This is a genomic window from Mycolicibacterium sp. HS_4_1 (assembly GCF_054515875.1).
The window spans coordinates 591,148-616,711 of the sequence record NZ_CM137261.1; the positions used below are offsets into that span (position 1 = coordinate 591,148).

A 25,564-nucleotide genomic window follows, 5' to 3' on the forward strand; every position below is an offset into this window, starting at 1 on the left:
CGCCGCTCAGTCCGTCCGGGCGGCCAGGTCCCGCTTGAGCACCTTGCCGGTGGGGTTGCGCGGTAGCTCGTCGAGGAACACCACCTCGCGCGGCACCTTGTAGCGGGCCAGGTTGTCCTTGACGAACTGCTTGACCTCTGCTTCCGAAATCTGGGTTCCCGCGGTGGTGACCACGAAGGCGCGCAGGCGTTTTCCGAATTCCTCGTCATCGACGCCGATGGCAGAGGCTTCCACGATGGCCGGGTGGGTGGCGAGCAGTTCCTCGACCTCGACCGGGAACACGTTCTCCCCGCCGGAGACGATCATGTCGTCGTCCCGGCCGTCGATGTACAGCCGGCCCTTCTCATCGAAGTGTCCGACGTCGCCGCTGGCCATCAATCCGTGGATGAACTCCTTGGAGCCGCCACCGGTGTAACCCTCGAATTGTGTTGCCGCGCCGACGAATATCCGGCCTGTTCCAGGCGACGGGACCTCGTGGCCGGTGTCGTCGAAGATCTTGATCCGGCAGCCGAGCATCGGCGTGCCGACCGACGTCGGGGCCTCGCGGATATCGGCCGGTGTGGCCATGGTCGCCAGTGCGACTTCGGTTGAGCCGTAGAGGTTGTAGACCACCTCACCGAGCAGGTCCTGCGCTGCGGTGGCGACGGCGGCCGGCAGCTGGGAGCCGGCGCAGAAGACGGCGCGCAGGCTCGAGGTGTCGTAGCTGCGGACCGTGTTGTCGCCGAGTCCGAGCACGCGCTGCAGCATGACCGGCACAACGCACACGGTGGTGGCCTTGTGCTTCTCGATGTCCGCCAACAGCTGCTCTGCCTCAAACTTGCGGTGCAGCACCAACTTCGAGCCCAGGGCGATGGTCATGATGGCGATCAGCAGTCCGGTGCCATGAAACAGCGGCGGCCCCATGATGGTGGCTTCGCGAGCACGCATCGGCAACCGCTCCAACAGACCGCCCGGCAGGATGAAGCTGCGTGGCTCCGCGCGCGGTGCGCCCTTGGGGGTGCCCGTCGTCCCGCTCGTCAGTAGGATGATCTTCCCGGGCTTCGCCGGTGCCGGCGGTGCCTTCGGTGACGCGTCGGCCGCGAGGGCATCGAGATCGTCACTCGCGCTGTCGATATCGGCGACGAACCTGCCCTTCCTGGCTTCGACGTCGGCGATCAGGTCGGTGAATTCGACGTCGTGCACCAGCAAGTCGACGCCTTCGCGGTTCGCGACCTCCGCCGCCTGGCGGGCCGAGAACGCGGTGTTCAGCCATACCGCGTTGACCCCGGCGCGGGACGCGGCGAATGCGACGATCAGGGGTCCGCGGTGGTTGCGACAGAGAATGCCGACAGTGTCGCCCGGAGCCAGCCGTTGCCGGAATGCGTTGGCAATCCGGTCGACTGCCTCATCGAACTCGGCGTAGGTCATTTCGCCGCGTTCGTCGGCGATCGCCGGATACGCACCATGGCGGATCGCGGCGATGCGCGGCGCGGCGCCGAACGGACCGTACGTGGCAAGCGCCTGCAGGACCTGCACCAACCGGTGCGGCAGGTCGACGCCGATGGCGCCGGCCCGCACCAGTGCCGCGAGGGCGCGGATTTCGAGGCCGGCCCGCTGGGCCGGCTCGGCAAGCAGTGAGTTCAGGTCCATCTTCTTCCCGTCGCTTCGCTCGCCCCGCATGAAGTTCCTCTTCTATTCGACCACAACGGCTTCGGCTGATTCTTCGGCTGTTGCGTGCGCAGCGGCCGAATCGCCGAACATCGAGTAGACCTTGTTCCGTACCAGGTCGAATGGCCGCGGGCTGAGCGCGTCGGTGAGGGCGGTCAGCTGGCCCGACGGCGGACTCAGCCGGCGCGGGCGGTGCATGATCGCGTCGCACAGCGTGCTCGCGGCCTGCTCGGGCGTGAGGGTGGGGAAGCGGTCGTACATCTTGGTCGGGGCGATCATCGCGGTCCGCACCAGCGGCATGTGCACCGTGGTGAAGGTGACGTTGTTCGACACCGTCTCACCTTGCAGCGTGTCGCACAGTCCGTCCAGTGCAGACTTGCTGGCGATGTAGGCGCCGAAGCGCGGCAGCTTGGTCTGCACGCCGATCGAGGACACGTTGATGATGTGCCCGAAGCCGCGCTCGCGCATGCCTGGCGTGAACTTGAGGATCAGCTGGACAGGGGCGAAGTAGTTGAGCTGCATGGTCCGCTGGTAGTCGTGCATCCGGTCGTGCGACAGCTCCAGCGAGCGGCGGATGGAGCGGCCGGCGTTGTTGATGAGAATGTCGACGCGGCCGAGGTCGGCCAGCACCTGGCCGGCCATGTCACCGATGGCGTCTAGGTCGCTCAGATCGCAGGGGTACACATGCGCGGTGCCGCCGTCGGCGCGGATGTCGTCGGCGACGCGCTCCAGGTTCTCCCGGGTGCGGGCCACCAGCACGACCTCGCCGCCGGCCGCGCCGATGCGGCGCGCCGTGGTCTCACCGATACCTGCCGAGGCGCCGGTGATCACCACGATCTTGCCCGCGACGGCGTCTTCGAGGGTATAGCCGGTGAGGGCGTCGACCACGGCCTGCAGGTAGATCGGGCGGGTCTTGATGGGGGTGTTCATGACGCTGGCAAAGGCCGCCAGCGGCTTGGCGGTGATGGCGGCGACGGGCTTGGTCGCCAGTGCGGTGAGGTCGGAGAGGTTCACGGCAGAGGTCCCTTCTTGAGTGTGGTCGGTTGTCAGCCCAGGGCCTTGCGGGCCAGGCGCAGGGCCGGCAGCAGCAGGGCGTGGGGAGTGATGGAGCCGGTGATGGCCATGAGTTTCACGACGGTGCCGGGGATCACCTGGCGGGAGCCGGCCTGCATGCCGTCGACGGCCTCGATTGCGACGTCCGCGGGGGAAACCTGGGCGGGTCGCAGGCTGAACTCGTGTGCCGAGGCGATCTCGGCCCATTCGGTGGGGACCGGTCCGGGGCACAGCGAGGTGCAGGAGACGCCGGTGCCGCGCAGCTCTTCGTGGACGGCCTCCGAGAACGAGTTGACGAACGCCTTCGACGCGCCGTAGGTCGCCATGGACGGCATGGGCTGGAAGGCGACGACGGAGGCGACGTTGAGGACGGCGCCGGCGCCACGCTCCACCATGCCCGGCAGGACGGAGTGGGTGAGTTCTTGCACCGCAACAATATTGAGCTCAACCTGCTCGCGCTCGCGGTCGATGGGGAGGGTGTGGAAGGCGCCGCTGGTACCGAAACCCGCGTTGTTGATGAGGCCGGCAACCGGCCGGCTGCGCAGTTCCTCGATCAGGGTCTGGCGCTGGGTGGCGTCGGCGAGATCGCACGGCCGCACCGTCACGCCGACGCCGTGCTCGGCGCGCAGTTCGTCGGCCAGGGCGTCGAGTCGGTCCTGGCGACGTGCGACCAGAAAGAGGTTGTAGCCGCGGGCGGCGAGCACCCGGGCGAATTCGGTTCCGATTCCGGACGAGGCGCCAGTGATGACGACCTCGGTGGTGCCAGAGGGCTTCGGCAGGGTCATGTGGCTCTCATTTCATGTTGACATGTGACTGTGCCAGTAACACTGGCACAGTCGGAATGTTGGTGTCTATACTTCGTGGAATGGCAGATGTCACAGTCGAGGAATTCACCATCGACGAACTGGCCGCGCGCACCGGCACGACGGTGCGCACCATCCGCTTCTACAACGAGAGCGGCCTGCTGCCGCCGGCCGAGCGGCGCGGTCGCCTGGCGTATTACGGTGCGGCGCATCGCATTCGGCTCGAGTTGGTGCAGCAGCTGCAGCAGCACGGTTACACCCTGGCGGCCATCACCAAGGTGCTGGCGCGGCTGCCGGAAGGCGCAACCGCCCATGACCTCGCGGTGCGTGCGGCACTTCTCACACCGTGGAGCCCGGCGGACGACGAGACCGTCGACCTACGCGAACTCGAACAACGCGCGGGTCTGTCGTTGGACGCCCGCGCGCTCGAGACCCTCGAAGCGCTCGGGGCCATCCGGCGCCTCGACGACGGCACTTTCAGCGTCCGGCAGTCGGTCCTGGGCGCGGCCATGAACCTGCGCGACACCAACGTCCCGGCCGAGGACGTCCGCCGCCTGGCCGGCGTCGTCGACAAGCACATCGACGCCCTCGCCAATGAGGTGACCGACGTCGTCTTCAGCCGGATTCAGGAGGCCGAGGACCCCAATGTGTACCTCGCGCGGATCGCCAAGGTGGTGCCGAATCTGCGGCCGCTGGCCGCGCAGATGATGGCGGACCGGTTCACCGCCGCGATCAGTCAGGCGGTGCAGGAACGCGTGGCGGAACTGGAGATGCCCGCGAAATAGGCGCCGGCGGTTACTTCCGGCGGAGCTGGCAGGTCGCCTTGGTGGTGGCCACGACCGTGCCGTCGGCGTCGGTCACGATCGCTTCGACGACGTACTCGGACTTGCCGTTCGCTGCGGCCTCGGCTTCGATCCGCGCGATGTCTGCGTCGCTCATCTCGGCTTGTGCCCGCACATCGGATTTGGCCGGCGCCTTGTACCGGATCGACATGTCCTTGACCAGTGGATAGAACTGGCTCTGGTCGAATGCGGTGAGCGCAAGAATCCCGCCGAGCACCTCGGCGACGGTGAACAGCACGCCGGCGTACATCACGCCAAAATGGTTGCCGTTACCTGAGATTGGGGCTGTAGTGGCGGCCAACCCGCGTCGGACCTCGACGACTCTGACGCCCAGGCCGTGGGCGGCCGGGATGGTGGTCGCGAACATCGAGTTCATGAACTCGAGCTGGGCTGCATCGGCGGTGTTGGTCACGCCGCAAGACTATCCACCGCGATTAGTCCGGCTACTGATTTCACGGACTTGTGGTGCTTGTGGTGCCCCCACCAGGGCTCGAACCTGGGACCTGCGGATTTGCAGGCGATGATTCTCGACACGCCGCAATGATTGCGGATAGCTCTGTGACACAACTGCTTTGCGTCTCGGTGAACGCTTGTTGATTGCTGTTGATTCTCGGCGTGTCCCGAGCATTTCAGTCGAATAAGCGTCAGATCATCTTGGCCGTGAGCAATTGGTTGAACGATTGGCGTGGGACGGCCGCGAAGTTGGGCGGCGTGAGCCGGACACTGGTGTTCGAACTGTGGAAGTCGGGGGAGCTGAAATCGGTGACGATCAAGTCCCGCCGGTTCTCCACGGATGAGCAGATCGCGACCTACATCCAGAGCCTGGAAGAGGCTACGACGCGCCTAAGTCGATCCGCGAGGCATTGCACCTAAATCACGCTGTCTTTGTGCACCGTGTGCCGGTTTGGCGGAAGAAGGATCAGTCCCTCTTCCGGAGACGCCGTGGCGAGACGCTAGTCAGAGTCGGAACCTCCGGCAGCTCAACCACCGGCTTCGCCGGCGGCCGCGGGTTCTTGCATCCGTCGAGCAACTCGCGGATGTCGCTGCGGGTCATCCGATAGTCCCGGCCGATCTTCCGCGCCGTCACCCGCCCCGACCGAATCTGCTCCCTCAGCCAGCGCACCGGATCCTTGAGGCCGGTGTCGATCATCGCGACAACCTCCGCGAGGCTGTACGTCTTGAACTCGGCGTCGCCTTGGTCAGATTTCAAATCGCACCATCCTGAAAATTCGATTGTTCGCCCAACGCCCTCAGAGGAACATAAGAGACATGGACCGGGACGCGCTGAAGCGGCTCATCGACGAGGAGGTCGCCGCGGCTGAGGCCACAGAGGAGTTGCCTGATGATGGTGCGCCGCTGCCGCCGCATGTGAAGGTCAGCCGGCCGAACCGGGCACGCGCGAAGGTGCTGAAAGTCTGGCTCAACCCCGGGGAGCTGGACGCGCTTGAGGCGATCGCATCTGAGCGCCGCCTGCCGGTGTCGACTCTCGCGCGTGCGCAGTTGCTCGACCTAATCGCCAAGACGAATCGAGGCTAGAGGGTCCGATTTGAAATCGGACCCTTCGGGGGCGCATCTGAAATGCGACCCTCCCGGACACTTTGCGGGCGCCCGCAAAAAGGGTCGTGACGTCGCCCGAAATCTTGGTCGCATTTGAAATACGACCCTTTTTACCCAAACGGTTGAAAGGGTCCGGACGTTTTCGGTTTGACCCGAAAAAGCCTGGTGGGAGGTTTTTACTGGCGCCGGTAAGATGCTCGCAACCTCACTGCCGCCCCGGGGGCGAGTACGCGGATTCGAGGTGTGAGGCGATCTGTTCGCCGTGCTCTTGCCCGCTGGCGCCCTCGCGCGCGGTCACGTTGATGCGGCGGTCGCTCTGGTCGATCGTCGTGTTGCCCTGTTGCCCGCCGGTGGCCTGTTCCATCGGCCCGGGCGGCTTCTTCCCGCCGCCGGCCAGGTTCGGCAGGGCGGGCGCGGCACCGGCGATCCCACCAGCCAGCTTGCCCAGCCAACCAGCGCCGAGGCTGCCCTTGGGGTTGTCGCCAACGGAGAGGAACTCGCCGACACCGTTGGCGAGGATCCCCATGTTCTGGGCGCCGTAGCCGATGGTGCGGTTGGCGACCTGGATGCCGATCTTCGCGAGGGACCCTGCGCCGGGGAACATCATGTCCAGGCCGGACGTAGCGGCCATGATGCCGTCCATCGCCATGCCGCCGAGGATGTTGCCGCTGTTACCGCCCTGGGACGGGTAAGCGGTACCCCCGCCCATCGCCGGTCCAACACCACCCAGCGGCGAGACGCCCGGAAGCGCCTGCGGCATACCGGTTCCCGGGTACATGGGGCCACCGCCACCGGCCGGAATCGTCCCCGGGTAAGTCGGCTGCACACTGGGCGCGATGTTGCCGCCACCACCGGGCTTGTACCAAGCATGCACGTGGTCCTGGTGGTCCTGAGTCGGGTTCCCTGTGTGCCCTGCGCTGTAGTCCTGCGGCGTCAGGCCGTGGCCGTAGCCGTACGTCTGGTTGTTGAAGATCGCGCCGTAGACGTTCGGATCCTGAAGTACCTGCGAGAGAACCTGATTGCCCGCGGCCAGGTTCGGCACCATGATGTCCAGCGCGCCATTCTGATGCTCGCCGTACTTGTCCGCCTGGTGGTCCCCGACCGTGAGGCCCTGGCTCTGCCAGTACGGCATCATCACCCGATGCGCGAATTCGCGTGCCGACTCACCGGGCTGGGCCATCCCAGGCGGCGCGAAGGACGATGAGCCGCCGGGAATCCCTTGCGCGGTGGTATATCCCGGCAGCATTCCCATGGTGCCTGGCATCTGCGCAGCAGCAATCGCACCCGGGGTGTACTGGGAGCCAAACGCGCCGTTGGCGGCCATGACGCCGACCAGGCCAGAGCCCTCGTTCGGATTGGCCTTCGACACAAACCCCAACGCCTGCAACAACGGGGCCGCCAGAGCATTGCCCAGTGCCTTGACCGCGTTCTCGATGATCCCGCCGAGGCCCTTGGAGATACCGAAGTCCTTGTCGAGCTGCGAGCCCATGTCGTTTAGGTCCGACGACAGCCCGGCTAGCTGCTTGTTAGCTTGCTTGGTCGCATTTATCCGAGCGTCGGTGAGCGACTGCTCAGCCTTCAGCTGATCCTGCTGCGCCTTCGTTAAATCGTTGCGTGCCTTCTGGATATCGTCAGCGGTCGCCACATTGGACTGCTCGAGCTGGTGCAGCCGGGCTTCCTTCTCGGCGACGTCGTGCTTGCGCTCATCCAAACTCTGTTGTGCGTTCGCGATCGACGCCGGGAGACCGGCGGTCGACGTGTAGGTCAGCGGCAGCACCGGCGTCGGCGGGAGACTCGCCTTCTTCTCGTCGTCCCCCGTCGCCATATGCGACTGCGGGCCATGCCCCGGATCAGGACCCGCCGGCGGCTTGATGGCACCAGGCCCGTACCAAGCGCGGTAGTCCGCCGACGCTGGCGGCGCGGGAGCCGGCTGCCCAGGGCCGCCGATCATGGCCTGCAAACCGAAAGGCGATGGGCCGCCAGGCTGCCCGCCGGACGCAAGCGGATTCAAGCTGAACGGCGTCGATTGAGGCTTGGGCATGGGCGGCCCGTACACGCGCGGCTGCGCTGGCTTATCGTGCAACCCCAGAGGGTCCAAGCCCAGGAGTTGAGCGCCACCCGTACCCAAATCCAGGGCCAAGTCAAAGCCATGAGACAACCAGTCCGGCAACGTCTTACCGACGAACTTCCCTAGCCAACCGTCGGCGAGTTTCCGTTCGGTCTTGTCCCACATCTCCCCGATATGGTTACCAAGGTTTGTCCACGCATCGGCATGCTCGTTGAGCTTCTTGGTTCCGTCATCGGTCGCCCCGGCGACCTTCCCCATGTCCGTCGCCGCGGTCTTGAGATTCGCTGCCTCGATGGCGGTCTTCGCGTCTTCCCACTTCGTCTTGAACAGCGCCAACCCGACATTGTTCTTATCCTGCGGGTCTTTCATATCCTGCATCGCCGTCAGCACCGCACCGAACGCATCGCGCGCGGTGGCGCCGCCCTCGGCGAACTTCCGGTTCATCTCGTCGGCGTCAAAACCCAACGCCACCAACGCAGCCCGCGTCGTCTTCGAATCATCCGACACGTTGATCGACAACTCTTTGAGGGAATCCGCTGCCACGTCGGTGTTCCGGATACCCGCATCGGACATCTGCTTCATCAAGCCGAACGCATCCGCGGCAGACAGCCCCACCCCGTGCCACGCGGTGCTGTACTCCTCTGTGGTGTCCAGCAGGTCACCACTGATGTCCAGTTGCTTGCCGGCCGCCGAGTTCAGCAGGTCCAGCACTTCGGCGTAGTCCCGCGCCAGCCCGTTGCGGACGATGTTGCGGGACTTGTTTGCGATCTCGGTCGGGTCCTGGCCCGTGATCTTGCTGGTGGTGGTCATCCGCTCGGTGAACTTCGCCAGATCAGCATCCGATGACTTCGGCCCAATCAGACCCGCACGGATCCCCGCGGAGATGGTCTTCAGATTGTCCTCGACCGACTCGCCCACACCCTTTGAGAAAGCGGTACCGGCAGAATTGCCGAACTTCTCCATCGCCGCGCTGTCGACGCCCAGACGTGCCTGGAATAGGTCGCGCATCCTTAGCTGCTCCATACCGGCAGCGATGTTGTCGGCCAGCACCTTGCCGGAGACGGCACCGATAGCCGCGACGCCCGCCACTGCGAGGCCAATAGGCCCGGCAGATGAACCAAGGCGCAGAAGCGCCGAGGAACCGGCGAACCCCTCCATGAATCCGCCCGCCAGCTCGCCGCCCGCGCTGCGCACACCAGCCGCCACGCCCCGCAATCCTCCGAGGACTCCTTGGCCGGCGTTCTCGCCCGCCTCACCGGCCCGCTGAGCTGCCTGGCCATACTCGTTATAGGCGGCCGTCGCCCTCTCGATCGCCTCGATCTCAGCCAGTCGGGCCCGCTCCACGCGCCGGCCCAACGACTCCGCGTTCGCCGCGCCGTTCGCCACCGCCGCTTGGTGCTTACGCTCGGCCGCCGCGACCTTGTCTGAGGCGTCCTGCATCGCCAGATATGCCTTGCGGGCTTTGGTTTCCAACTCATCGAAACCCTGACCCGCCGCGGCCGTTCCCCCAGCCATCTGCTCGCGCATAACCCTCGAGATGTCCCGGGCACCCTGCTCGTAGACGCGCTGGGCCCGCGTCATCGTGGCGGTGGCGGCACGCTCATCGAGTTCCGGCTCGATCATCAGAATCAGCGGATCCATGCGCGGCTCACCACCTGTCCAAATCGGTTATTACCGCAGTTCAGCGCAGTTTTCGCGGCCCCGCGGAAAAAAAGATTTCCTGATTCGGGGGTCAGGAGCCAACCCCCCCGCCCCTCAAGAATTTCGGGGGTGGGGGCCACTGGCGTTGTCACCAGTTCCAGCCGTCGTCGGGGTGTTCCTTGCCGTCCTGGGGTTCGTTGCTGTGTCCGATGGCGGTCAACGGCACGGCGGTCTCGTCGGGTGTGTTCTTGAGGACGGCGGCCATCGCTGGGTCGGCGGCGATGAGGTTGACCCAGTGCTCTTTGCGGGCGAGTGTGATGGCGCCGCGGTTGACAGCGCTGTTGACGACATCCTCGACGCGTTGGCGTTCGACTGCTGCCTTGAGTTGGCGTCCTTCGGTGGCGTCGGCGCGTAGTGCTGTGAGGGTGTCGGGGTCGATGACTTCGAGGCCGGCTTTCTCGGCTGCGGCGATGATGGCCGAGGGTGCGGCGTTGGTGAGGTTGTCGGCGGCCAGGGCGTCCACGACGGTCGCGACGATGGTGGCGGCGTCGGTGGTGTCGGCGGGTAGGCCGAGTGGACCCAGGAGTGCGGTGGCCTGGGTGTCGTCGAATGTGAGTGCCATGGTTTGGTCCCTTCCTTATCCGGCGAGGCCGGTGATCTTCTTGGCGGCGTACGGGCGATCGACACCCATGGCGGGGATGACGTAGGCCTGGACCCACCAGGAGCGGGTGGCCTTGTCCTCCCACACGTCGACAGTGAGGGGCGCCTCGAATCCGATGGTGCCGACCTGGCCGGACTGGATGGCCCAGCCGACGCCGGGATCGATGCGGGGGTTGGCGAACAGTCCGACACCGGCGGAGTCGAGCATGGCTTGCAGCTTGTCGCCGTAGGCGACGCGCAGGCTGTGCGCCTCTTCCGGGTGAACGACCAGCAGGTCGTGTTTGACGCCGAGTTCCTGCAGATCGCTTGCCAGCTGCGCGGTAGACAGGTCAGCGGTGGGCAGCTGTCCCGAAGGCGTGAGACTCGTTTCAGGACCGATCGTGACGAGGTTCGACCAGTTGTTCCCAACCACGGTGTTGGCGCCGGTGACCGCTGCCTTGACGACCTCCATGGCGCGCACGTCGAGCTTGCGGGCGATGGTGTTGGCCAGCTGGGTGGTCTGCTGGGCCAGGTAGTCGATGGCGTTGCGATTGATCTCTTCCTGTCCGACCTGGAACTTGCCGCCCCAGTCTTCGACCTTGGCGAGCGTGGGGTCAGGATCGACGCCCTCGACGACCTTGTACTCGGATCGGGCGTTGCGCTTCTCGACGTCGCTGGTGAAGAAGTCGGATGCCTGCACGACGGTGTAGAGCATGCCGCCGCCCTGGATGGGCTGGCCGAGGTGGCGGAAGAACTTCGGCAGGAGAATCTGTGAGTCGGCCAGTTCGGCGATCTTGGCGCGGATGATGGTGGGCTGCTTGAGCGCGATGTCGACGGTGAGTCGGCGGCCGTTCAGCTCGGGGATGAGTGCGTTTGCCATGGGTCAGTCCTGTTCAGTAGAGGGAGATTTCGGCGATGCCGTTGTTGGCTGCTCCGGTGACGGCGTAGCCGACGGCCACCCCGGACGCTTTGGTGATTGCCCGGCCGGCGGTGCCGACTTCTACCTCGGCGAAGGCGGCGATGTTGCCGCCGGCGATCACCTTGAGTACGCCGTCGCGTGCCACGGTGACCAGGTCGCCGGTGGCGGCGTCGCTACCGGAGACGCCGAACACACGGCCGGCTGCGGTGGCGTGGGCGACGGACAGGTTGCCGCCGGCGGTTCGGTTGCCGCTGATGGCGACGAACCGGCGGGCGGTGATGTCGGCAGTGGCTTCTGCGGTGACGTCTGCGCCGGGGGCGTAGACGCGGGGGTTGGGCAGTGTGGTGGACATGGTCAGCCTTTCTGGTTGGTGAGGGTTCGGCGTTGGCGGCGCGCGGCGGCGACGGCCACGGCGCGCTGCAGGGGTGCGGGGGTCGCGTTTGAAACGCGACCCTGTGCGGGTTCGGTGTCGACGCGGTCTGCCAGGCCGGCTTTGACGGCGGCGTCTGCGCTGTACCAGGTTTCGGCGAGCATCGCGCGGCGCCATTGTTCGGGGGTGCCGCCGGCGCGGTCGGCGTACATCTGCGCGATGGTGTGGCTGAGCTGGTCGAGCATCGCCATGGCGGCGCCCATGTCGGCGGCGTTTCCGACCGAGATGCCGCTGGCGTCGTGGATCATCATCTTGGCGTAGCGGTTGATGACGATCTCGTCGCCGGCCATGGCAATGAAGCTGGCGGCCGAGCCCGCCAGGCCGTCGATGTGGACGGTGGTCTTCGCTGGGTGGCGGGCGATGGCGTTGTGGATGGCGACACCGTCGAATACTGATCCGCCGGTGCTGTTGATGCGGATGTCGATATGCGCTGCTGCTGAGAGCTTTTCGAGCTGGTCAGCTACCCACGCGGCGGTCACGGCGCCATAACCGATGTCGTCGTAGATCCGCAGCTCAGGCACGTTCAGCTCCGGTTGGCTGCGCGCCGTTCTGCTCGAGCGACAATGGGCGCCGCTGGATATAGCCACCGTCCTCCGGCACGATAAGCCGGTACGGTGCCCCGGCGCGCGAGGTCGCGGATTCCGTTGGCGCTGATGCCAAGGATGTTCGCGGCCTGCCCGCTGGTGAGTACGTCATAGGGCCGATATTCGGTCGAATCGGCCTGTGTGCCAAGTTTTCTGGCGTTTACGTCAGCGTTCTGCCCAGAAACGCCAGTGGCGGCAACAGTTTTGCGGAACCGGTCGACGAAGTGGGCCAGCTGTGCGGACGGGCGGCGGTCCCGGAGCAGGGCGTCGAACGCGGCGAGGATGTATTGCGCATCAGCGGTTTCGAGCAGCACTCCATGCACGGCACCGATCACGAGGCCTCCTTGGTGATGCAGGCCGCGCACACGCCGGCGTTGTCTCGCTGCTGGCTGATCCTGTGGCAGTGGACGCAGATGGCGGACACCTTCAGCCACAGGCGGGCGCACTCTTGGGTGAGCGCCCAGATGGGCCGGTGGCCGAATTGCCGGACCAGCAAGCTCATCTCGTCGCTAATGTCGGGGCCGTCGAGTTTCTCGATGCGCATGGCCTCACGTAGAGCGCGGGCTTGCTCTGCGTCGCCGTGGACCACCGCCCGGAGTAACTGCGCTGTGCGCCAACGCAGAAGCAGCATGTCGCTGGTGCTACGAAGCATCGCGGACCTTCTTGGCGACCTGCAGGAGTTGACGGCCGAACGCCTCGGCCTCATCGACCGACGCGGTGAATCGCATGATGCCGAGCTGCATGAACACGACCGGGTTGGGGCCGCCGACGACCCACGCTCGGGCGTCGAAGTCTTTGATGCGGTGCTGTTTCACGTCGAGCTCCTCAGTTCTCGTTGATTCGGTGCAGGGTGTCCACGACGACGGACACCCACGTCCAGACCGTGGTGGCCAGAGCAATTTCCCGGCGCCGGGAAAATGATTCAGAGGCCGCGGCTGGTCTTGGTCGCGTTTCAAACGCGATCAAGCCGAACCCCTCGAAGTCGATGGCGGATCGGACTGCGTCGTTCATGCTGATGCCCTTTCGATGCTGCGGAAGTTCCGGTGGCGAGGGCAGGCGGTCATCGGTGGGCCGTGAAGCAGCAGGCCGAACTCGTCGCAGTCGTCGCAGAGGTCGATCGCGGTGCGGATCGACTGGCGATCTGTCTTCTGGCTCGCCTCGTCGGCCAGCCGTGCATCACGCTCAGCCAGTCGGGCGTCACGGCAGCCGGGACAATCCGGTGGGTTGGGGTCGTGGATGTGCTTGGGGCAGCGCGGCCCGTAGGGTCCGCGTGCTGTTTGCCTGGATGGAACTTGATTGGTGGGGAGCGAGGGCGCAGGCGCGCCCTCCCCGTCAATGGGACCGTCAATAGAAACGTCAAGTACGACACCTGGGTGTCGGTATCGGGTACCTGTTTTGTCGGTATCGGTCGCGATTTTGTCGGTATCGGTCGGGGTGGATACCGACATCTGGGTGTCGGCATCGGTGGATGTGGATGCCGACATCTGGGTGTCGGCATCGGTTATTTGCTCGATCCTGTAGATCGGAGCTGCTGCGGTGCCATGTCCGTTGTTGAATCCGGGTCGGACGACAGTGATCAAGCCGTGGCTCTTGAGGTCGCGAACTGCTCGCTCAGCGGTGCGCTTGGAGACGCCGTAGAGGCCGGCGCGAAGGTGATCCCACCGCACCGAGGCTTCCCGGCTCTGTGTGTGCGCCTTCTCCGCGATGGCCACCAGAGCGTGAAAGCCACCCTCCGACAGCCCTCGCGCTCGAAGCTCGAAAGCCGCGGAGATGACTTCGCCGACGAGTTGACCGCTCAACACGAGCCCCTGCAGCGCCCCACAGTGACCGCATTCTGCGATGCGGTCACTGTGTTCCACCGATCAGTTCGGTGAGCGAGCACCCGAGCAGTTCGGCGATGCGGACGAGATCGACGACATTGAAGTCGGCTTGCCGGGTTCGCGACCACAAATCGGTGAGGTCGAGAACGTCGGCGGCCAGCTCCTCGATTTTGTGCATGATCCTGTCAGCCGCCGCCCGCCGGATCATGGCTTCTGTAGGGCGGTCCAGATCGACAACGTCGGTCACTGGTCGACCTCCTTACTCGTCGCCCGGTGACGGTGGCAGGCGCTCCCTGCGCACATCACCTTGTTCATGCACCGCCCGCCGGATTGGGTGCGTCGGCAGCAGCGGTAGGCGATCTCCCGCACCAACCGTTGATAGTTCGCAGGCAGCTCCCCGACTTCCTCGTGGGAGGGAACGCAAACCGTGGCATCAGCGTCGGCGTCGGGGCCCACCAGCCAGGGCCAGTGCTCGCCGTTCGCGCATACCGCAAGGGCAATGCTGTAGTCCGGCGCACCAACGTCGTCGAGACCGACGAAGGTGCTGCGCAGCAGGATTGGCGCTTCGCTTCTCATTGGGTCACCGACTCGTTGATGCGTTCGGCGGCCTTGGTGATCTTTACGCTGGCCAGGCGAAGGTAGCCCAGCGCGGCAACCAGGTCGACGCGCGACCACAGTGGCGCGTCGGTGGGCAGGGCAGCGATCGCATCGCTGACGTCTTGGCGGGCCTGATTCGCGACCTTCACGGCGGTGTCCAGCAATGTCGTCGTGGGCGTGTATCGCCTGCAGAAATCACACGTTTCGCCGGCTTCAATGCGAACGGTGCAGTGACGGCAGACGCCGGTCAGTTGTACAGTCATGTCAGAGCTCCTCATTAGCGTGGTGGTGGTTCGAATCGCCTCCGGCGGTGTTGGCGCACCGACCGGGGGCACTCTCATTTCGGCGAGGTCGCAGATCCTCGGTGTGATCCGAGCCGGGAATCAGGCCAAGGTCGCAGTGGTCGGCCTGCGGCAGGTCCCGCATCAGGCCACATCCGGGCCGAATTGCTTTTCTTCCCAGGCGATTACGTCGCTGAGTCGGTATCGGCAATGCCGGCCGAAGCGGGCGTAGCGTGGGCCGGTGCCCTGGCTCGCCCATACGGCGAGCGTCTTCACTGGCAGACGAAGTCGCTCACTGACTTCCAGGCGTGTCAGCCAGTAGTCCTCAGTCGATGCCGCGAGAGTCATTGGCCTCTTCCCTTCGTTGTGGCTGCAGAACACAACTAGTAATGGTTCTGTGGGAATCTTGACACATGCCAGGCAATTCCCACAAGTACCTGTAGTATTGCGTCTTGTGGCCACAACATGGGATGTCGCACAAGCCCAGCGCATCGGCGCGGCGATCAAAACGCTGCGCGGTGACCGCTCGGCGCAATGGCTGGCAGAGCGTACGGCGGAGATAGGGCTCCCCATCTCGCGATCAACGATTGCCGACCTCGAAAACCGGAGGCGTCGATACGTTTCAACCGCCGAACTGTGTGTGCTGGCATGGGCTCTTCGCGTGCCGCCGATCCGGCTGTTGTTTCCAGACCTCCCAGACGGGCTCGTAGAGGTTGTCCCGGGCGAGGAGTACCCGTCGATAGTCGCTGCGACTTGGTTTTCTGGCGAGACACTGTTTCTCCCCGAGTTCGAGCCGAAGACGCAGGAGGCGGACGAGGCTCAATGGCTGCACGATGTACAAGCGGCACGAGAGATCAGTGACGGGGCGCGGCTGGTGCAGCTTTCTCGCGAGCGGATTGCCCAGCAGTCGCGGATCGGGTCGTTGACGAAACTCGCTGCGCGGCTACGTGATTCAGGTGATGCTGAAGGGAATTCAGCCGCGGAGTCCCTGGTGTCCGACATCGTCGTCGCCGAGAAGTTGCTTGAGCAGATCAACGCAGCACTGCGGGGTCGGCCGAGCACGTACCCGCCGGTCGCTGACGCTGTAGTGGCCGACGATGGCGGGTAGGCCTCCGCTGCGGATAGGGCAGCACGGAAAGATCACCCGAACTGCGGTCGGTGGTGGAGTGTGGCTGGCGCACTGCCGTTTTCGTGATGCTGATGGGGTCACACGGCGAGTCGAGCGGCGCAGCCCGGTCGGGTGCAACGACCAGTACGGCAAGCTCGCTGAGGATGCACTGGTTGAAGCGCTGAAGAGCCGACGGGCGCCGGGGGAGTCGGGCGAAATCAGCCTCGACACTAGGATCAGCGAGCTTGTCGAGGCGCACCTTCAGCGGCTGGCCGAGGACGGCAAATCGCCTGCGACACTGACGACTTACCGCAGCGCGGCCCGCAAGCTGGCGAAGTACAGCGACTCGTTGCGGGTCGGCGAAGCGACGCCGGGCCGCATGAATGCCGTCATCAGGTCGATGCGCCAGGCCCATGGCGCGGGGATGGCACGCCACAGCCGCACCCTGCTTCGGGCCGCGCTGCAGATCGCGGTCCTCGATGACGTCCTGGGCGCCAATCCCGTGATGCAGGTTGATCGCATCCAGTCGGCCGCGCCTCCGAAAGGCGCTCCGTCGCTCGATGGGATGCAGCTCCGTAACCTCATCGGCAAGCTGCGCGCATCCGAGGCGTGTCAGGCTGCCGACCTCGTCGACCCGATCACTCTGCTGGCCGCAACGGGGTTGCGCCGTGCCGAGCTGCTCGCCCTGCGCTGGCAGGACTTCAACGAGGAGTCTGGAACGCTGACCGTGTCCGGGAAGGTCGCGCGCGTCGCCGGCGAGGGCCTGCGCCGGCTCGACGGTGGCAAGACGAAGTCAGCCGGCCGCACCGTCCCGTTACCTCTGTTCGCGGCCGCGATGCTGACCGCCCGCCGCGGCCGAGACTTCTGGGGCGAACAGCCCATGATCTTCCCGTCCTCGGCTGGTACCCACCGCGATCCGGACAACTTCAACAAGCAGTGGCGCGCGGTGCGGGAGAGCCTCGGGGTGCCAGACGTGACGAGTCATTCGTTCCGCAAGTCGGTGGCCACTCTGATCGATGAGGCTGGGCTGCCTGCGAGGTTCGGGGCCGACCAGCTCGGGCACGCGAAGGTGTCGATGACGCAAGACGTCTACATGGGGCGCGGCAAGGTGCACCCGCAGGTAGCAGCGGTTTTGGACCGCGCTATTTCCGACGAATAAACGTCGGCTCGATGGCCGTTTCTGTGCCCCCACCAGGGCTCGAACCTGGGACCTGCGGATTAAAAGTCCGTAGCTCTACCGACTGAGCTATAGGGGCGTGGGAGACAGGATACTGCGTCCCGCCCGGCCGCCTTGCAGGGCAGGTCGTTGTTGGGCGGCGAGCGGTCTGTAGTGCCGATTTGGGCCGTGAGGCAGTCGTGCCCTAAGCTATCGAAGCTCCCAACGGAAACGTTGAGAGTGCCCCCGAAGAGATTCGGATTGGCCCCCATCGTTTAGTGGCCTAGGACGCCGCCCTTTCACGGCGGTAGCACGGGTTCGAATCCCGTTGGGGGTACGCAACGCGGAAACGCGGAGCAAGCAGTGCGTAAGGCCCTGTGGCGCAGTTGGTTAGCGCGCCGCCCTGTCACGGCGGAGGTCGCGGGTTCGAGTCCCGTCAGGGTCGCCAGAACGGCGAGGCAACTTGCCCTTCCGGCCAGGTAGCTCAGTTGGTACGAGCGTCCGCCTGAAAAGCGGAAGGTCGCCGGTTCGATCCCGGCCCTGGCCACTTCAAGAACCACCTGGAGACGGGTGGTTTTTCTGGTATTTGGGGCGCATCCGCGGGGATCCGAATCTGGCACATACGACACATCGGATTCTTTTTTGAAGGTCATGCGTCGATGTCCGCAGCGCGATCGTCAGCCGCTCCCGCCACCACAGCCGCCCCCACCACCGCAGCCGCTGTGCCCACCACCGCAGCCCGAGTGCGCCCCGTGGCCTCCCTCGCCGCAGCCCGAAAAGTCAGCACCGGCAGCCCAGCCGGCAGCGCCGGCATCGGCAACAGACCCGAAGCTCCCGCCGCGGGTAGTTCGAAGGCGCCGAAGCCCCCGTCGCTTGGCGGTTGCTAAGAGTAAAATGATCGCCGCGTCGAACGCGATGACCACCGCCGCCGGAATCGTCCACCACATGATCGCGTCCTCCCGCATCGTGTACGCCCGTACGGGACAAGGTGGACCATCACTACGGCGCTACCAATCCCAACTCCGGTGGCGTACTCGCCGCGTGCAAGCTGGGGCATTGTTGAACCCTACGGAGGTGCAGTGGATGCTGCGTGATGTTTAAGTCGCAGGTCCCGAGGTGGGGGTTGCGGTTTGTGGGAACCGAGGTCGGCTCATCGTCTGATCTCGTTCGGCCGGCCCGCGTGACTAGGTAGCGGGGCACGGATCCCTGCTTTGCCGACGCCGACTTTTGGGCAGAGCGTCGTAGCGCTGCACTGTCGGATGCGTCGTCTACATTTGGTTTGAAACAGACGAAGGGGGCCTCACGTGACCGCAGCACATGCGACACACCTAGTGAGGCGACTGCTGGGCGAATTTGGTGACGACAACCGCGGCCTCGTCTTATATGGGAGCCGGGCGCGGGGTACGTCCCGAGATGACAGCGACATCGACGTCCTCCAGCTTGTCGAGGACAATCCGCGTTCGTACGCCATCGGCTCGATGAACGTGACGGTCTACACGGCGGCCCATCTAACCTGCATGGCCGAGCGCGGCAGCCTCTTCGTGCGGCACCTGATCGACGAGGGTATCGTGCTGTCTGACCCTTATAACTTGGTGTCTGCCGCGTTGGGTGCGTATCGAGAGCCGGCGACGTATCTCCGCTTGAAGACAGAATTACGGGTCCTTCTTGAAGCCATGTCGAAATCTGATGCGGCACAATACCGCCCGCTGCTAGACAACCTGGCACGATTCACTGTTCGCTCTGCGTTGTACGTGCGTACAGCGGAGCTTGGCAACCCGATCTTCGATGTGGAGGCCGCGGCACGTGTGGCCGGTGTTCCGGCCGTCGCAGCTCAGCTTCGGAGTTCAATCGTTGAAGATTTCGAGGCACTTCTTGGCAGCGGTGTGCATTTGCTGGACGTACCGCTACCAACCGGCGTGCCCAAAACTCTTGAAGCGATCACTGTATGGTCCATTGGTCGCTATCCGCTTGTGTCCAAGCAGTTGGAGCATGCAATCGCCGGCAATGCCCAGATCGACTACTCCCTCTTGACGCTCCCGCCATCCTAAGCATGGACCGCTTTGCAACTGCGATTGTGGCAGGCGACGTCCATGGTGAGGTGGCGCCACTGGAGGCATTGCTCGCGCTAGCCCGGGAGCGAAGACAGCCGCTGGTGCTTCTCGGTGACTACGTGAATCGGGGTCCGCACAGCCGACTGGTACTGGACGTCCTGGCTAATGCACCTGAATATGATGACGGGCGCTTTGTGTTCCTTCGTGGCAACCACGAGCATGAACTTTTGAAGTTCCTTGATGGCGGACCACTAGAAGAATTCGCTGCTCATGGGGGCCTTGCCACCATTAAGTCCTACCTAATGGACGACATCACGGATGATCCCGCGCGGGCATTTCGCGAACGATTTGACGTTCGTCACAGAAAGCTGCTGGAGTCGCTGCCTTCGTTTCTTGAGACCCATGACTACCTCTTCTCTCACACCGGATTCGACCCTCTCGACGTCACGCTTCGGACAGATGCCGCGGTGGCGGGGCGCGGTAATTCAAGGATCTTCGGCCACAGTGGTCCGTGGCCGCGGCGGCGCACATTCTTCGGCCATTTTGTTCAAGCGACTAATGTGCCTTTCGTTTCGCCGCATCTGGTATGCCTGGACACCGGGTGTGGAACCGTCCGCGGGCGGCCGCTGACCGCATTCGATATCGCCAGCGGGCAAATCTTGCAGTTTGAGTCCAGTACTGACGTCGGAGATGGGATTGACTAGGCCGCAACACTCTCTCGAGCAGCTTTCGCGCGCTGTCGAAGCGAACGAAGCCATCGTTGCTGTCCACTATGCGTGCGAATCCATCATTACTGCGAAGGATTACCCGCCAGGCGTTGCGAGCATCGCAATCTACGACCTTGGCAGCGGTGACGTGTCTGCGTTCAGTCGTACCGATGCACCGAAGGGCGTAGCTCCGGCTGATCTCGAACTTGACCTTCTACGCCGCTTCTTCGCCAGGCTCGGGTCCTATCAAGAGGCGCTGGTCGTCCATTGGAACATGAATCGGCCGGAGTACGGGTTCGATGCTCTGGTGGCTCGGCTTCGCTATCTGACGGCACAGCCGGGGAGCATCGCGCTTCCTACACGGCGAATAGATATCGACGATCTTTTCGTCGAGCACTTCGGCGATAACTATGCTCCGCACGGCCGACTCCTCAGCATGGCACTTCTGAACGATCTCGACACTCGTTCCGCGCTCAAAGGTAAGGATGAGGCCGACCGATTCACTGCCGGCGACTGGTCCGCTGCATCGAGGTCGTGTGCGAGCAAAGCGAAGATCATCGGCGAGCTTTTTCTAAAACTGATCAATGGAACCGTCAAGACGGCGTCGTCGCCGGGTATCGTCGGCTTCGCCGGTACACGACTGGATGCCGCGAAGGTGATCGAGGCCATCGCTGAACAATTTGTCCTTGTGCAGCGAAGCCTGCGCAAACATCCCCGGGGCAAGCCGACGATTGAGTTCTCCAACGAATGGGACGATCAATATCTCTTCAAGGCGCTTCTGAAGCTGTTCTTCGACGACGTCAGAGACGAAGAGTACATACCTTCGTATGCGGGCTCGAACAGCCGTATTGACTATCTTCTGCCCGCGTATGCCATCGGGATCGAGTTGAAGCACGCTTCCAAATCGCTGACGCACAAAGAAGTTGGCGAGCAATTAATTGTCGACCGCGACCGCTACAAGGGCATCGGGAACATCGGCCACCTGATCTGTATTGTTTTCGACCCGGACGGATGGGTCGAGAATCCGCGGGGGCTTGAGAATGATCTGAGAATCGATGTCTCGCAGCCTGGAATGACTGTCACGATTGTTGTTGTCGATCGATAGTAGCCGTGACGAAAAGCTGTCGGTGTATGGCTGGATCTCGCGCTCATACGAACTATCCACCGCGTTGTTCGAAACTTGCGCGGCGATCGTGATTCAGGCCGGAACACTTCAGGGCATTGCCGTGTTCAGGGTAAGTGAGTCGGTCGACAGCGACTCGGTACCCTTGCATATGGATATAGAAGTAGCTGGTGACAGCGTGGCGATCTCGCGAGGTGGCGATGGATACTAACAAGTATCCGAACGAGTGTCCCTTCTGTGCGATCGTTGCCGGGCAGGCGCCAGCTCGCGAGGTGCTGCGCACGAGCGAAGTTGTAGCCTTCCTTCCGGATGTTCCTGCCGTTCTGGGTCATACGCTTATTGTTCCAACGTCTCACCTGCCAAATATCTGGGTGGTTAGCGAACGCGAGGCGCATGATCTGGCGGATGCCACCCGTAGAGTTGCCGTTGCCGTTGCAGAAGCGACGAACGCTGAGGGTATGAACATTATTCAGTCCAACGGAGTGGCCGCAGGTCAGTCGGTCTTCCACCTGCATGTTCACGTGGTTCCGCGGAAAGACGGCGATCGGATGCCTGATCTATGGCCCGAAGACGCGGAATGGTCGGTCGCACAGTTAAATTCAGCAGCGGAAGGTATCCGTGTGGCGATGGACCGCCACTAACGAATTGCCGCCGGCGACTCATGGATTTTCGGCTCGGGCGCCGTAGGCGGTTCGGCAGAATGCGGAGGCGATTCGACAGGACTTGGGGTAGCCGTCCTGGACGACGGGATCGGTGACGGCGACCCAGCGGTTGTGTTGGTAGGCGGCGGCTTAGTAGGGGCTTGCTGATTGTGCTGGTCCGGCATTGCGGTAACGACGGCCAGAATGGCCGCTACGACGATGGTAAGTACGGTTATCGCGCCGTAGTAGATGCCGAGACTTACGGAGAACACCGCCTTCCGCCAACTCTGCTTTTCTGCATAGGGCTGCGGCTCAATTCTGAATTCGCGCACGCGTTTTGCGGCGATATCGACGTACATGTCGCGGAAGGCGCGCTCTTGGCGGAGGTAGTAGGTATCGAGTAGCCAGAATGCCGCCACCGGTACGAGCGCCGCGAGTGCGAGACCAGCGTGCTTCTGTGTAATCGCGAAACCTAATACCGCGGAGGCTAACGTCAGCGCCCAACCCTTCAGGAGAAATGAGTTGTTCGCTAGCCTGGTGATAATGGCCTGGACGAAGTCCATGTGTTTGTGATGGTCGGCCTGGTCTAGGTCGTCGGGTTCGATGCGGCTTTCGTCAGTCATGGCTATACCAAGTCTTCGTAGCGACCTGCAGCTTTGCTGAAAGAGCGTAACGACTCGGCTTGCCTACGCGAAGGCAGTACAGCATATGGCTGTAATTTGCCGTTCGCGCGGACCGCCTCGAGTTGTTTGTACAGGTCGAGGTACTCCTCACCGACGAACTTGTCGCTCCTGGAGCTGTCGAGGCGCATGATCGAGACTTGCTGACTACCCTTCACGCCGTCGAAATACCCAAGCTCCCAAGGCATCCAACGTGATTTCTGCGCAGAACGTGACGACGCGTAGATCAAACTACGCGAGTTCACCATCCGCTCGCGTAGGCGTGCCGCCGTCGCACGGGACACCGCCGAGCGGTCCAGCTCAGGGTCGTCGATCCAGTCGACATATACGCGCAGATCTTGTGAAATGAGCCAGTCTCGGACGCCAAGTATTACGCGCGCATCGCGGACGCTGTGACTCAGGAATATATCGAACTCTCCTGTCGCCGACTTCGCCGCGGTCCGCAGGGAGGTTTCGGCTGCGCTCGCGGTGAAGCCGCTGACCCTGTTGCGGAAAAATTCTTCCGTGTAGAGACTCACAGCCGTTTAACTCCCCGGTCAGACCACAAAGCGAGATTCTGGCGCAGTGCCGCGTACGTACTTTGCGAGTCGGTACGGGTCGGATCGAATATCGGAATGCCTGCCGAACCCAGGCCAGCGACTACGAACGGATCGGGGCCTGCTCGGTCCACGCTGCCCATCGATGACAAGCCATGGATTCGTACACCCAGCAGCGGTTTGCGTTCGTTCCAGGCCTTCTGAATCTCGTACCTGACCCATGGCCGGCTGGCCGTTTGCTGCCCGATCAATACGACGACCGCCCGCTTGTACCGCATCTGCTCATCGATCCAGCTCTGTATGGCCTGCTGGCCGCGACCCCGCACCTTCTCCCAGTCTTGCGAGTTGAGGAGCGGTTGCCCTTCGAGGGCGTCGATGTTGCGGACAAGCTGGACGCGGTGAACATCACGCTCGTAGTAGAAACTGTAGAACACGGTCTTTGCCATCGGTGGCCTCCAGCTCGATACGTGCAGCACATCGCTGCGGGACTGACCATAGCGACCGGGTCCGACACCTTTGTCCCTCCACTCATTCGCTTCTCCAAACTGTGGGTGTCAGGGAGACGATGACCGCATAGATACACCCGCCGGCACCGAACGACGCGGAGTATGAATTCTGACTAGTGGCACCGAGCGCATAGAGAGCCCGCCGCAAATGGCCGCGTTGGTCGCAACGACAGTCAGGGCTATGTTGGCCATTGAGCGGGTGAAAGCGTGGCGATGATGGCCAATCTCCTTCGAATAGGCACCTACCTGGCGGCATGCGGGGCGCTGGCCATCGGCCTTTCGCCGGGAGCGGCCGCTGACGCCGCGGCTTTCGATCCCACCGGGAACCGATCAGGTGGCCCGGTGCCGACCATCAACGGTGTGCCATGTGTCGGTGGCAGCTTGGGCGCTTGCCTGAGTATGCGGCAGAACGGTCCGCCCACATCGGTGCCGCAGTCCGGTGTGGGGCACAGTCCGACGGTGCGCCGCTGAGTGCCGAAGAGCCCGAACTTGCAACCCGCAGCCGATGAGTGCACCTGGGTAGGGTGCTGGCAATGACCAATTTCCCGGAGCCGGCCGACGACCTCGAGTCGCAGCTCGAACCGGTCGCCGCCCGTCTTCTCGATGCGCAGGTGGCGTTCGCCATGCAGCAGTTGCGCGGCGAGAACTACCACAGCCTGGTGCTCGACGAGATCGAGCACGCCCTCCTGGAAGCGTCGGAGATCACGCTGTCCGACGCCGTGACGCCCACGATGATCAAGAACGTCGCCGCGAAGTACGCCGTGCAGGTGCCGGTGGAAGGCGGCATCGCGGAACTGGTCAGCGAGATTGCCACGCGGCTGTTTCAGCTCACCGCTTCCTCGGACACCCGTTTCGGCGACGTCATCGACGGGCGGCGGTTCAGTGAGCTCAGCGCGATGGTGATCGAGATGGGCGTCACGCAGCGAGTGCTGGAGCGGATCCTGAGCAGCGAGGCGTTCACCGAATTCTGTGTGACGCTGGTGCAGCACTCGCTCGCCGAATCCGTCACGCAGGGTGGCAGGTCGCTGGCTCGTGGCCGGCTGGGCCGCGTGTTCGGCGCAGTCGGCGCCCGGATGCCGCAGGGCCCGGTCGAACGGTTGGAGGTGCGCGCCGAGGATCTGGCGCGTCGCGGCGCCCGCTTTCTGCTCGCCCACACGCATGCCGACGAAGATGTACTCGCCGAGGCGCTCAACGACCTGTGGCGCAGCAACCTCAACAGCCCGCTGGCGTCTGCCATTTCGGTGATTTCGGCCGACGACGTCGAGGACGCGGTCGTGCCGATCTACGAGTTCTGGCGCACCTTTCGAGACACCGATTACTTCCGCACGCTCCTCGATGAGGGCATCGACCACGTCTTCGAAAAGTACGGCGATGTCAGCCTTTACGATCTGCTGCTCGACCTCGGCGTGGGGCGTGAGGACATGATCGAGGAAGCCCTACGCTTCGGCCCTCCGGTGATTGCCTTGCTCGATGAACGGGGCTACCTCGAGTCGGTACTGCGGCGCCGGCTCATTCCGTTCTACGTCTCGGAGGAATTCCGGGAGGCCCTCGCGGGAGGTTGAGTCTCCAGCTCTGCCACCCGCGCCTTGAGCGTGTCGATCTCGGCCTGCAGCTCGGCCTCTCGACTGTCGAACTTGGCTTGGTATGCCTCGCCCAGCTCGCGCAGGTACTCACGATCGAAGCGGGGAATGATGGAGCGCGAGCAGTTCCAGTCGAACGCCTCGACCGCGATCTCGATCTCGCGCTGCGGCCCGTCCTCGATGACCGCACCACGGCCGAAGACCTTGAGCCGGGTGCGCCGCGGGTAGTCGACGAAGAACATCGCCAGCCGGTCGTCGGCAGCCAGATTGCCCAGGGTGACGAACTGGTTGTTGCCCGGTAGATCGATGAACCGTAGCCGGTCGATTTCGGGCAGGTACCGGACGAATCCGGCTGGGCCACTGCGGTATTGGAGGTATGGCCAACCGTTGGGGGTGACGGTGGCCAGGCAGAACTGATCCGCCCGCCGGATCATCAGCAGCTCGCGGTCATCGAGGTGCTGCGGGCCGTCGTCCGCGCGCTCGGTGTGCCGTCCATACGCTTGATAGCTGCCGTTGCGCTGCTGGCGATCCAGGGCATCGGGGCCGAATGCCAGGTGGTGGTAGTGGTTGTTCGGCTCGGTGGACACAATCGTCA

Annotated in this window: 33 protein-coding genes and 4 tRNA genes; 14 read left to right on the forward strand and 23 right to left on the reverse strand. The window is 63.9% G+C overall.

Features of this window, described 5'->3' with window-relative positions; translation table 11 throughout:
* Positions 1 to 6: 6 nt before the first annotated feature.
* Genes ACX12F_RS02665 through ACX12F_RS02675 form a run of 3 tightly spaced genes read right to left on the reverse strand, consistent with a single transcriptional unit; the run spans position 7 to position 3,485 of the window.
* Positions 7 to 1,659 (reverse strand): AMP-binding protein, encoded by a 1,653-nt coding sequence (locus ACX12F_RS02665; RefSeq protein WP_459368163.1) that lies wholly within the window; start codon positions 1,657 to 1,659, stop codon positions 7 to 9.
* Between the two features lie 12 nt (positions 1,660 to 1,671).
* Positions 1,672 to 2,661 carry an SDR family NAD(P)-dependent oxidoreductase gene (locus ACX12F_RS02670; protein WP_459368164.1) on the reverse strand — a complete coding sequence of 330 codons (990 nt, stop codon included), beginning with the start codon at positions 2,659 to 2,661 and terminating at the stop codon, positions 1,672 to 1,674.
* 32 nt (positions 2,662 to 2,693) lie between these two features.
* Positions 2,694 to 3,485 (reverse strand): SDR family NAD(P)-dependent oxidoreductase, encoded by a 792-nt coding sequence (locus ACX12F_RS02675; protein ID WP_459368165.1) that lies wholly within the window; start codon positions 3,483 to 3,485, stop codon positions 2,694 to 2,696.
* Positions 3,486 to 3,565: 80 nt separating this feature from the next.
* On the opposite strand from ACX12F_RS02675, the gene ACX12F_RS02680 reads away from it, so the two are divergent.
* Positions 3,566 to 4,288 (forward strand): MerR family transcriptional regulator, encoded by a 723-nt coding sequence (locus ACX12F_RS02680; protein WP_459368166.1) that lies wholly within the window; start codon positions 3,566 to 3,568, stop codon positions 4,286 to 4,288.
* 10 nt (positions 4,289 to 4,298) lie between these two features.
* Here ACX12F_RS02680 and ACX12F_RS02685 read toward each other — a convergent pair whose 3' ends face one another.
* Complete coding sequence (locus ACX12F_RS02685) at positions 4,299 to 4,757, reverse strand: PaaI family thioesterase (protein WP_459368167.1); 459 nt, start codon at positions 4,755 to 4,757, stop codon at positions 4,299 to 4,301.
* 248 nt (positions 4,758 to 5,005) lie between these two features.
* Between ACX12F_RS02685 and ACX12F_RS02690 the strand changes: the two genes are divergently transcribed.
* Entirely contained in the window at positions 5,006 to 5,218 is a 213-nt protein-coding gene (locus tag ACX12F_RS02690) for a hypothetical protein (protein ID WP_459368168.1), read from the forward strand.
* A 46-nt stretch (positions 5,219 to 5,264) separates the two neighbouring features.
* Here the strand turns inward: ACX12F_RS02690 and ACX12F_RS02695 are convergent, their stop codons facing one another.
* A complete protein-coding gene (locus tag ACX12F_RS02695) occupies positions 5,265 to 5,555 on the reverse strand; it encodes a helix-turn-helix domain-containing protein (protein WP_459368169.1) in 291 nt (96 codons plus the stop codon).
* 59 nt (positions 5,556 to 5,614) lie between these two features.
* Here ACX12F_RS02695 and ACX12F_RS02700 point away from each other — a divergent pair, with 59 nt between their 5' ends.
* Complete coding sequence (locus ACX12F_RS02700; protein ID WP_459368170.1) at positions 5,615 to 5,881, forward strand: CopG family transcriptional regulator; 267 nt, start codon at positions 5,615 to 5,617, stop codon at positions 5,879 to 5,881.
* A 226-nt stretch (positions 5,882 to 6,107) separates the two neighbouring features.
* Here ACX12F_RS02700 and ACX12F_RS02705 read toward each other — a convergent pair whose 3' ends face one another.
* The 13 genes from ACX12F_RS02705 to ACX12F_RS02765 form a co-directional block, all read right to left on the reverse strand.
* Positions 6,108 to 9,611: a phage tail tape measure protein gene (locus ACX12F_RS02705; protein WP_459368171.1), complete on the reverse strand. Its 3,504-nt coding sequence runs from the start codon at positions 9,609 to 9,611 to the stop codon at positions 6,108 to 6,110.
* A gap of 148 nt (positions 9,612 to 9,759) precedes the next feature.
* A complete protein-coding gene (locus tag ACX12F_RS02710; RefSeq protein ID WP_459368172.1) occupies positions 9,760 to 10,233 on the reverse strand; it encodes a hypothetical protein in 474 nt (157 codons plus the stop codon).
* A gap of 15 nt (positions 10,234 to 10,248) precedes the next feature.
* The gene (locus ACX12F_RS02715; protein ID WP_459368173.1) at positions 10,249 to 11,130 is read right to left on the reverse strand and encodes a major capsid protein; all 882 of its coding nucleotides are present in this window, start codon (positions 11,128 to 11,130) and stop codon (positions 10,249 to 10,251) included.
* Between the two features lie 13 nt (positions 11,131 to 11,143).
* Entirely contained in the window at positions 11,144 to 11,521 is a 378-nt protein-coding gene (locus tag ACX12F_RS02720) for a capsid cement protein (protein ID WP_459368174.1), read from the reverse strand.
* 2 nt (positions 11,522 to 11,523) lie between these two features.
* Entirely contained in the window at positions 11,524 to 12,120 is a 597-nt protein-coding gene (locus ACX12F_RS02725; RefSeq protein ID WP_459368175.1) for a head maturation protease, ClpP-related, read from the reverse strand.
* 2 nt (positions 12,121 to 12,122) lie between these two features.
* Positions 12,123 to 12,518, reverse strand: a complete 396-nt coding sequence (locus tag ACX12F_RS02730; protein WP_459368176.1) for a helix-turn-helix domain-containing protein — start codon at positions 12,516 to 12,518, stop codon at positions 12,123 to 12,125.
* Positions 12,515 to 12,835 carry a hypothetical protein gene (locus tag ACX12F_RS02735; RefSeq protein WP_459368177.1) on the reverse strand — a complete coding sequence of 107 codons (321 nt, stop codon included), beginning with the start codon at positions 12,833 to 12,835 and terminating at the stop codon, positions 12,515 to 12,517. The genes ACX12F_RS02730 and ACX12F_RS02735 overlap by 4 nt, the downstream gene beginning before the upstream one ends.
* On the reverse strand, positions 12,825 to 12,998 hold the full coding sequence (locus ACX12F_RS02740; RefSeq protein ID WP_459368178.1) for a hypothetical protein: 174 nt from the start codon (positions 12,996 to 12,998) through the stop codon (positions 12,825 to 12,827). Before ACX12F_RS02740 ends, ACX12F_RS02735 begins: the two co-directional genes overlap by 11 nt.
* 192 nt (positions 12,999 to 13,190) lie before the next feature.
* On the reverse strand, positions 13,191 to 13,895 hold the full coding sequence (locus ACX12F_RS02745; protein ID WP_459368179.1) for a hypothetical protein: 705 nt from the start codon (positions 13,893 to 13,895) through the stop codon (positions 13,191 to 13,193).
* A 133-nt stretch (positions 13,896 to 14,028) separates the two neighbouring features.
* Positions 14,029 to 14,250 (reverse strand): hypothetical protein, encoded by a 222-nt coding sequence (locus ACX12F_RS02750; protein ID WP_459368180.1) that lies wholly within the window; start codon positions 14,248 to 14,250, stop codon positions 14,029 to 14,031.
* Positions 14,247 to 14,579, reverse strand: a complete 333-nt coding sequence (locus tag ACX12F_RS02755) for a hypothetical protein (RefSeq protein WP_459368181.1) — start codon at positions 14,577 to 14,579, stop codon at positions 14,247 to 14,249. Before ACX12F_RS02755 ends, ACX12F_RS02750 begins: the two co-directional genes overlap by 4 nt.
* A complete protein-coding gene (locus ACX12F_RS02760) occupies positions 14,576 to 14,863 on the reverse strand; it encodes a hypothetical protein (RefSeq protein ID WP_459368182.1) in 288 nt (95 codons plus the stop codon). The genes ACX12F_RS02755 and ACX12F_RS02760 overlap by 4 nt, the downstream gene beginning before the upstream one ends.
* 162 nt (positions 14,864 to 15,025) lie before the next feature.
* Positions 15,026 to 15,229, reverse strand: a complete 204-nt coding sequence (locus ACX12F_RS02765) for a helix-turn-helix transcriptional regulator (RefSeq protein ID WP_459368183.1) — start codon at positions 15,227 to 15,229, stop codon at positions 15,026 to 15,028.
* Positions 15,230 to 15,335: 106 nt separating this feature from the next.
* Between ACX12F_RS02765 and ACX12F_RS02770 the strand changes: the two genes are divergently transcribed.
* Both ACX12F_RS02770 and ACX12F_RS02775 read left to right on the forward strand, forming a co-directional pair.
* Entirely contained in the window at positions 15,336 to 15,989 is a 654-nt protein-coding gene (locus ACX12F_RS02770; protein WP_459368184.1) for a hypothetical protein, read from the forward strand.
* On the forward strand, positions 15,979 to 17,148 hold the full coding sequence (locus ACX12F_RS02775; RefSeq protein WP_459368185.1) for a site-specific integrase: 1,170 nt from the start codon (positions 15,979 to 15,981) through the stop codon (positions 17,146 to 17,148). The genes ACX12F_RS02770 and ACX12F_RS02775 overlap by 11 nt, the downstream gene beginning before the upstream one ends.
* 24 nt (positions 17,149 to 17,172) lie before the next feature.
* Here the strand turns inward: ACX12F_RS02775 and ACX12F_RS02780 are convergent.
* Positions 17,173 to 17,245: transfer RNA gene (locus ACX12F_RS02780), tRNA-Lys, on the reverse strand.
* A 164-nt stretch (positions 17,246 to 17,409) separates the two neighbouring features.
* Between ACX12F_RS02780 and ACX12F_RS02785 the strand changes: the two genes are divergently transcribed.
* The 7 genes from ACX12F_RS02785 (at position 17,410) to ACX12F_RS02815 (ending at position 21,667) form a co-directional block, all read left to right on the forward strand.
* Positions 17,410 to 17,482 (forward strand) — tRNA-Glu (locus tag ACX12F_RS02785).
* 34 nt (positions 17,483 to 17,516) lie between these two features.
* A tRNA-Asp gene (locus tag ACX12F_RS02790) sits at positions 17,517 to 17,593 on the forward strand.
* A gap of 25 nt (positions 17,594 to 17,618) precedes the next feature.
* Positions 17,619 to 17,692, forward strand: a tRNA-Phe gene (locus tag ACX12F_RS02795).
* A gap of 757 nt (positions 17,693 to 18,449) precedes the next feature.
* Positions 18,450 to 19,193 carry a nucleotidyltransferase domain-containing protein gene (locus ACX12F_RS02800; protein WP_459368186.1) on the forward strand — a complete coding sequence of 248 codons (744 nt, stop codon included), beginning with the start codon at positions 18,450 to 18,452 and terminating at the stop codon, positions 19,191 to 19,193.
* Positions 19,194 to 19,195: 2 nt separating this feature from the next.
* Positions 19,196 to 19,900, forward strand: coding sequence for a metallophosphoesterase (locus ACX12F_RS02805; RefSeq protein WP_459368187.1), 705 nt, complete (start codon positions 19,196 to 19,198; stop codon positions 19,898 to 19,900).
* On the forward strand, positions 19,887 to 21,008 hold the full coding sequence (locus tag ACX12F_RS02810; RefSeq protein ID WP_459368188.1) for a PD-(D/E)XK nuclease domain-containing protein: 1,122 nt from the start codon (positions 19,887 to 19,889) through the stop codon (positions 21,006 to 21,008). The genes ACX12F_RS02805 and ACX12F_RS02810 overlap by 14 nt, the downstream gene beginning before the upstream one ends.
* Before the next feature lie 218 nt (positions 21,009 to 21,226).
* The gene (locus tag ACX12F_RS02815; protein ID WP_459368189.1) at positions 21,227 to 21,667 is read left to right on the forward strand and encodes an HIT family protein; all 441 of its coding nucleotides are present in this window, start codon (positions 21,227 to 21,229) and stop codon (positions 21,665 to 21,667) included.
* On the opposite strand, the gene ACX12F_RS02820 is transcribed toward ACX12F_RS02815, so the two are convergent.
* The 3 genes from ACX12F_RS02820 to ACX12F_RS02830 are packed head-to-tail and all read right to left on the reverse strand — an operon-like array spanning position 21,664 to position 23,329.
* On the reverse strand, positions 21,664 to 22,290 hold the full coding sequence (locus ACX12F_RS02820) for a hypothetical protein (RefSeq protein ID WP_459368190.1): 627 nt from the start codon (positions 22,288 to 22,290) through the stop codon (positions 21,664 to 21,666). The two genes, ACX12F_RS02815 and ACX12F_RS02820, sit on opposite strands and share 4 nt — an antisense overlap.
* A 2-nt stretch (positions 22,291 to 22,292) precedes the next feature.
* Positions 22,293 to 22,865 carry a TIR domain-containing protein gene (locus tag ACX12F_RS02825; RefSeq protein ID WP_459368191.1) on the reverse strand — a complete coding sequence of 191 codons (573 nt, stop codon included), beginning with the start codon at positions 22,863 to 22,865 and terminating at the stop codon, positions 22,293 to 22,295.
* On the reverse strand, positions 22,862 to 23,329 hold the full coding sequence (locus ACX12F_RS02830; RefSeq protein WP_459368192.1) for a TIR domain-containing protein: 468 nt from the start codon (positions 23,327 to 23,329) through the stop codon (positions 22,862 to 22,864). The genes ACX12F_RS02825 and ACX12F_RS02830 overlap by 4 nt, the downstream gene beginning before the upstream one ends.
* A gap of 276 nt (positions 23,330 to 23,605) precedes the next feature.
* On the opposite strand from ACX12F_RS02830, the gene ACX12F_RS02835 reads away from it, so the two are divergent.
* Together ACX12F_RS02835 and ACX12F_RS02840 are read left to right on the forward strand one after the other, a co-directional pair.
* Positions 23,606 to 23,860 carry a hypothetical protein gene (locus tag ACX12F_RS02835; protein ID WP_459368193.1) on the forward strand — a complete coding sequence of 85 codons (255 nt, stop codon included), beginning with the start codon at positions 23,606 to 23,608 and terminating at the stop codon, positions 23,858 to 23,860.
* Positions 23,861 to 23,922: 62 nt separating this feature from the next.
* Positions 23,923 to 24,951, forward strand: coding sequence for a hypothetical protein (locus tag ACX12F_RS02840; protein WP_459368194.1), 1,029 nt, complete (start codon positions 23,923 to 23,925; stop codon positions 24,949 to 24,951).
* On the opposite strand, the gene ACX12F_RS02845 is transcribed toward ACX12F_RS02840, so the two are convergent.
* Positions 24,909 to 25,556: a pyridoxamine 5'-phosphate oxidase family protein gene (locus ACX12F_RS02845; protein ID WP_459368195.1), complete on the reverse strand. Its 648-nt coding sequence runs from the start codon at positions 25,554 to 25,556 to the stop codon at positions 24,909 to 24,911. The genes ACX12F_RS02840 and ACX12F_RS02845 overlap by 43 nt on opposite strands.
* Positions 25,557 to 25,564 lie beyond the last annotated feature (8 nt).

Excerpts from the sequence above, each read along its gene's own strand:
- ACX12F_RS02680 (WP_459368166.1), top strand. The coding sequence starts at position 3,566 with ATGGCAGATGTCACAGTCGAGGAATTCACCATCGACGAACTGGCCGCG.
- ACX12F_RS02835 (WP_459368193.1), top strand. The coding sequence starts at position 23,606 with ATGGCCAATCTCCTTCGAATAGGCACCTACCTGGCGGCATGCGGGGCG.
- ACX12F_RS02815 (WP_459368189.1), top strand. The coding sequence starts at position 21,227 with ATGGATACTAACAAGTATCCGAACGAGTGTCCCTTCTGTGCGATCGTT.
- ACX12F_RS02715 (WP_459368173.1), bottom strand. The coding sequence starts at position 11,130 with ATGGCAAACGCACTCATCCCCGAGCTGAACGGCCGCCGACTCACCGTC.
- ACX12F_RS02735 (WP_459368177.1), bottom strand. The coding sequence starts at position 12,835 with ATGCTTCGTAGCACCAGCGACATGCTGCTTCTGCGTTGGCGCACAGCG.
- ACX12F_RS02665 (WP_459368163.1), bottom strand. The coding sequence starts at position 1,659 with ATGCGGGGCGAGCGAAGCGACGGGAAGAAGATGGACCTGAACTCACTG.
- ACX12F_RS02820 (WP_459368190.1), bottom strand. The coding sequence starts at position 22,290 with ATGACTGACGAAAGCCGCATCGAACCCGACGACCTAGACCAGGCCGAC.
- ACX12F_RS02705 (WP_459368171.1), bottom strand. The coding sequence starts at position 9,611 with ATGGATCCGCTGATTCTGATGATCGAGCCGGAACTCGATGAGCGTGCC.
- ACX12F_RS02775 (WP_459368185.1), top strand. The coding sequence starts at position 15,979 with ATGGCGGGTAGGCCTCCGCTGCGGATAGGGCAGCACGGAAAGATCACC.
- ACX12F_RS02760 (WP_459368182.1), bottom strand. The coding sequence starts at position 14,863 with ATGACTGTACAACTGACCGGCGTCTGCCGTCACTGCACCGTTCGCATT.
- ACX12F_RS02700 (WP_459368170.1), top strand. The coding sequence starts at position 5,615 with ATGGACCGGGACGCGCTGAAGCGGCTCATCGACGAGGAGGTCGCCGCG.
- ACX12F_RS02840 (WP_459368194.1), top strand. The coding sequence starts at position 23,923 with ATGACCAATTTCCCGGAGCCGGCCGACGACCTCGAGTCGCAGCTCGAA.
- ACX12F_RS02710 (WP_459368172.1), bottom strand. The coding sequence starts at position 10,233 with ATGGCACTCACATTCGACGACACCCAGGCCACCGCACTCCTGGGTCCA.
- ACX12F_RS02720 (WP_459368174.1), bottom strand. The coding sequence starts at position 11,521 with ATGTCCACCACACTGCCCAACCCCCGCGTCTACGCCCCCGGCGCAGAC.
- ACX12F_RS02830 (WP_459368192.1), bottom strand. The coding sequence starts at position 23,329 with ATGGCAAAGACCGTGTTCTACAGTTTCTACTACGAGCGTGATGTTCAC.
- ACX12F_RS02765 (WP_459368183.1), bottom strand. The coding sequence starts at position 15,229 with ATGACTCTCGCGGCATCGACTGAGGACTACTGGCTGACACGCCTGGAA.
- ACX12F_RS02810 (WP_459368188.1), top strand. The coding sequence starts at position 19,887 with ATGGGATTGACTAGGCCGCAACACTCTCTCGAGCAGCTTTCGCGCGCT.
- ACX12F_RS02755 (WP_459368181.1), bottom strand. The coding sequence starts at position 14,579 with ATGAGAAGCGAAGCGCCAATCCTGCTGCGCAGCACCTTCGTCGGTCTC.
- ACX12F_RS02805 (WP_459368187.1), top strand. The coding sequence starts at position 19,196 with ATGGACCGCTTTGCAACTGCGATTGTGGCAGGCGACGTCCATGGTGAG.
- ACX12F_RS02675 (WP_459368165.1), bottom strand. The coding sequence starts at position 3,485 with ATGACCCTGCCGAAGCCCTCTGGCACCACCGAGGTCGTCATCACTGGC.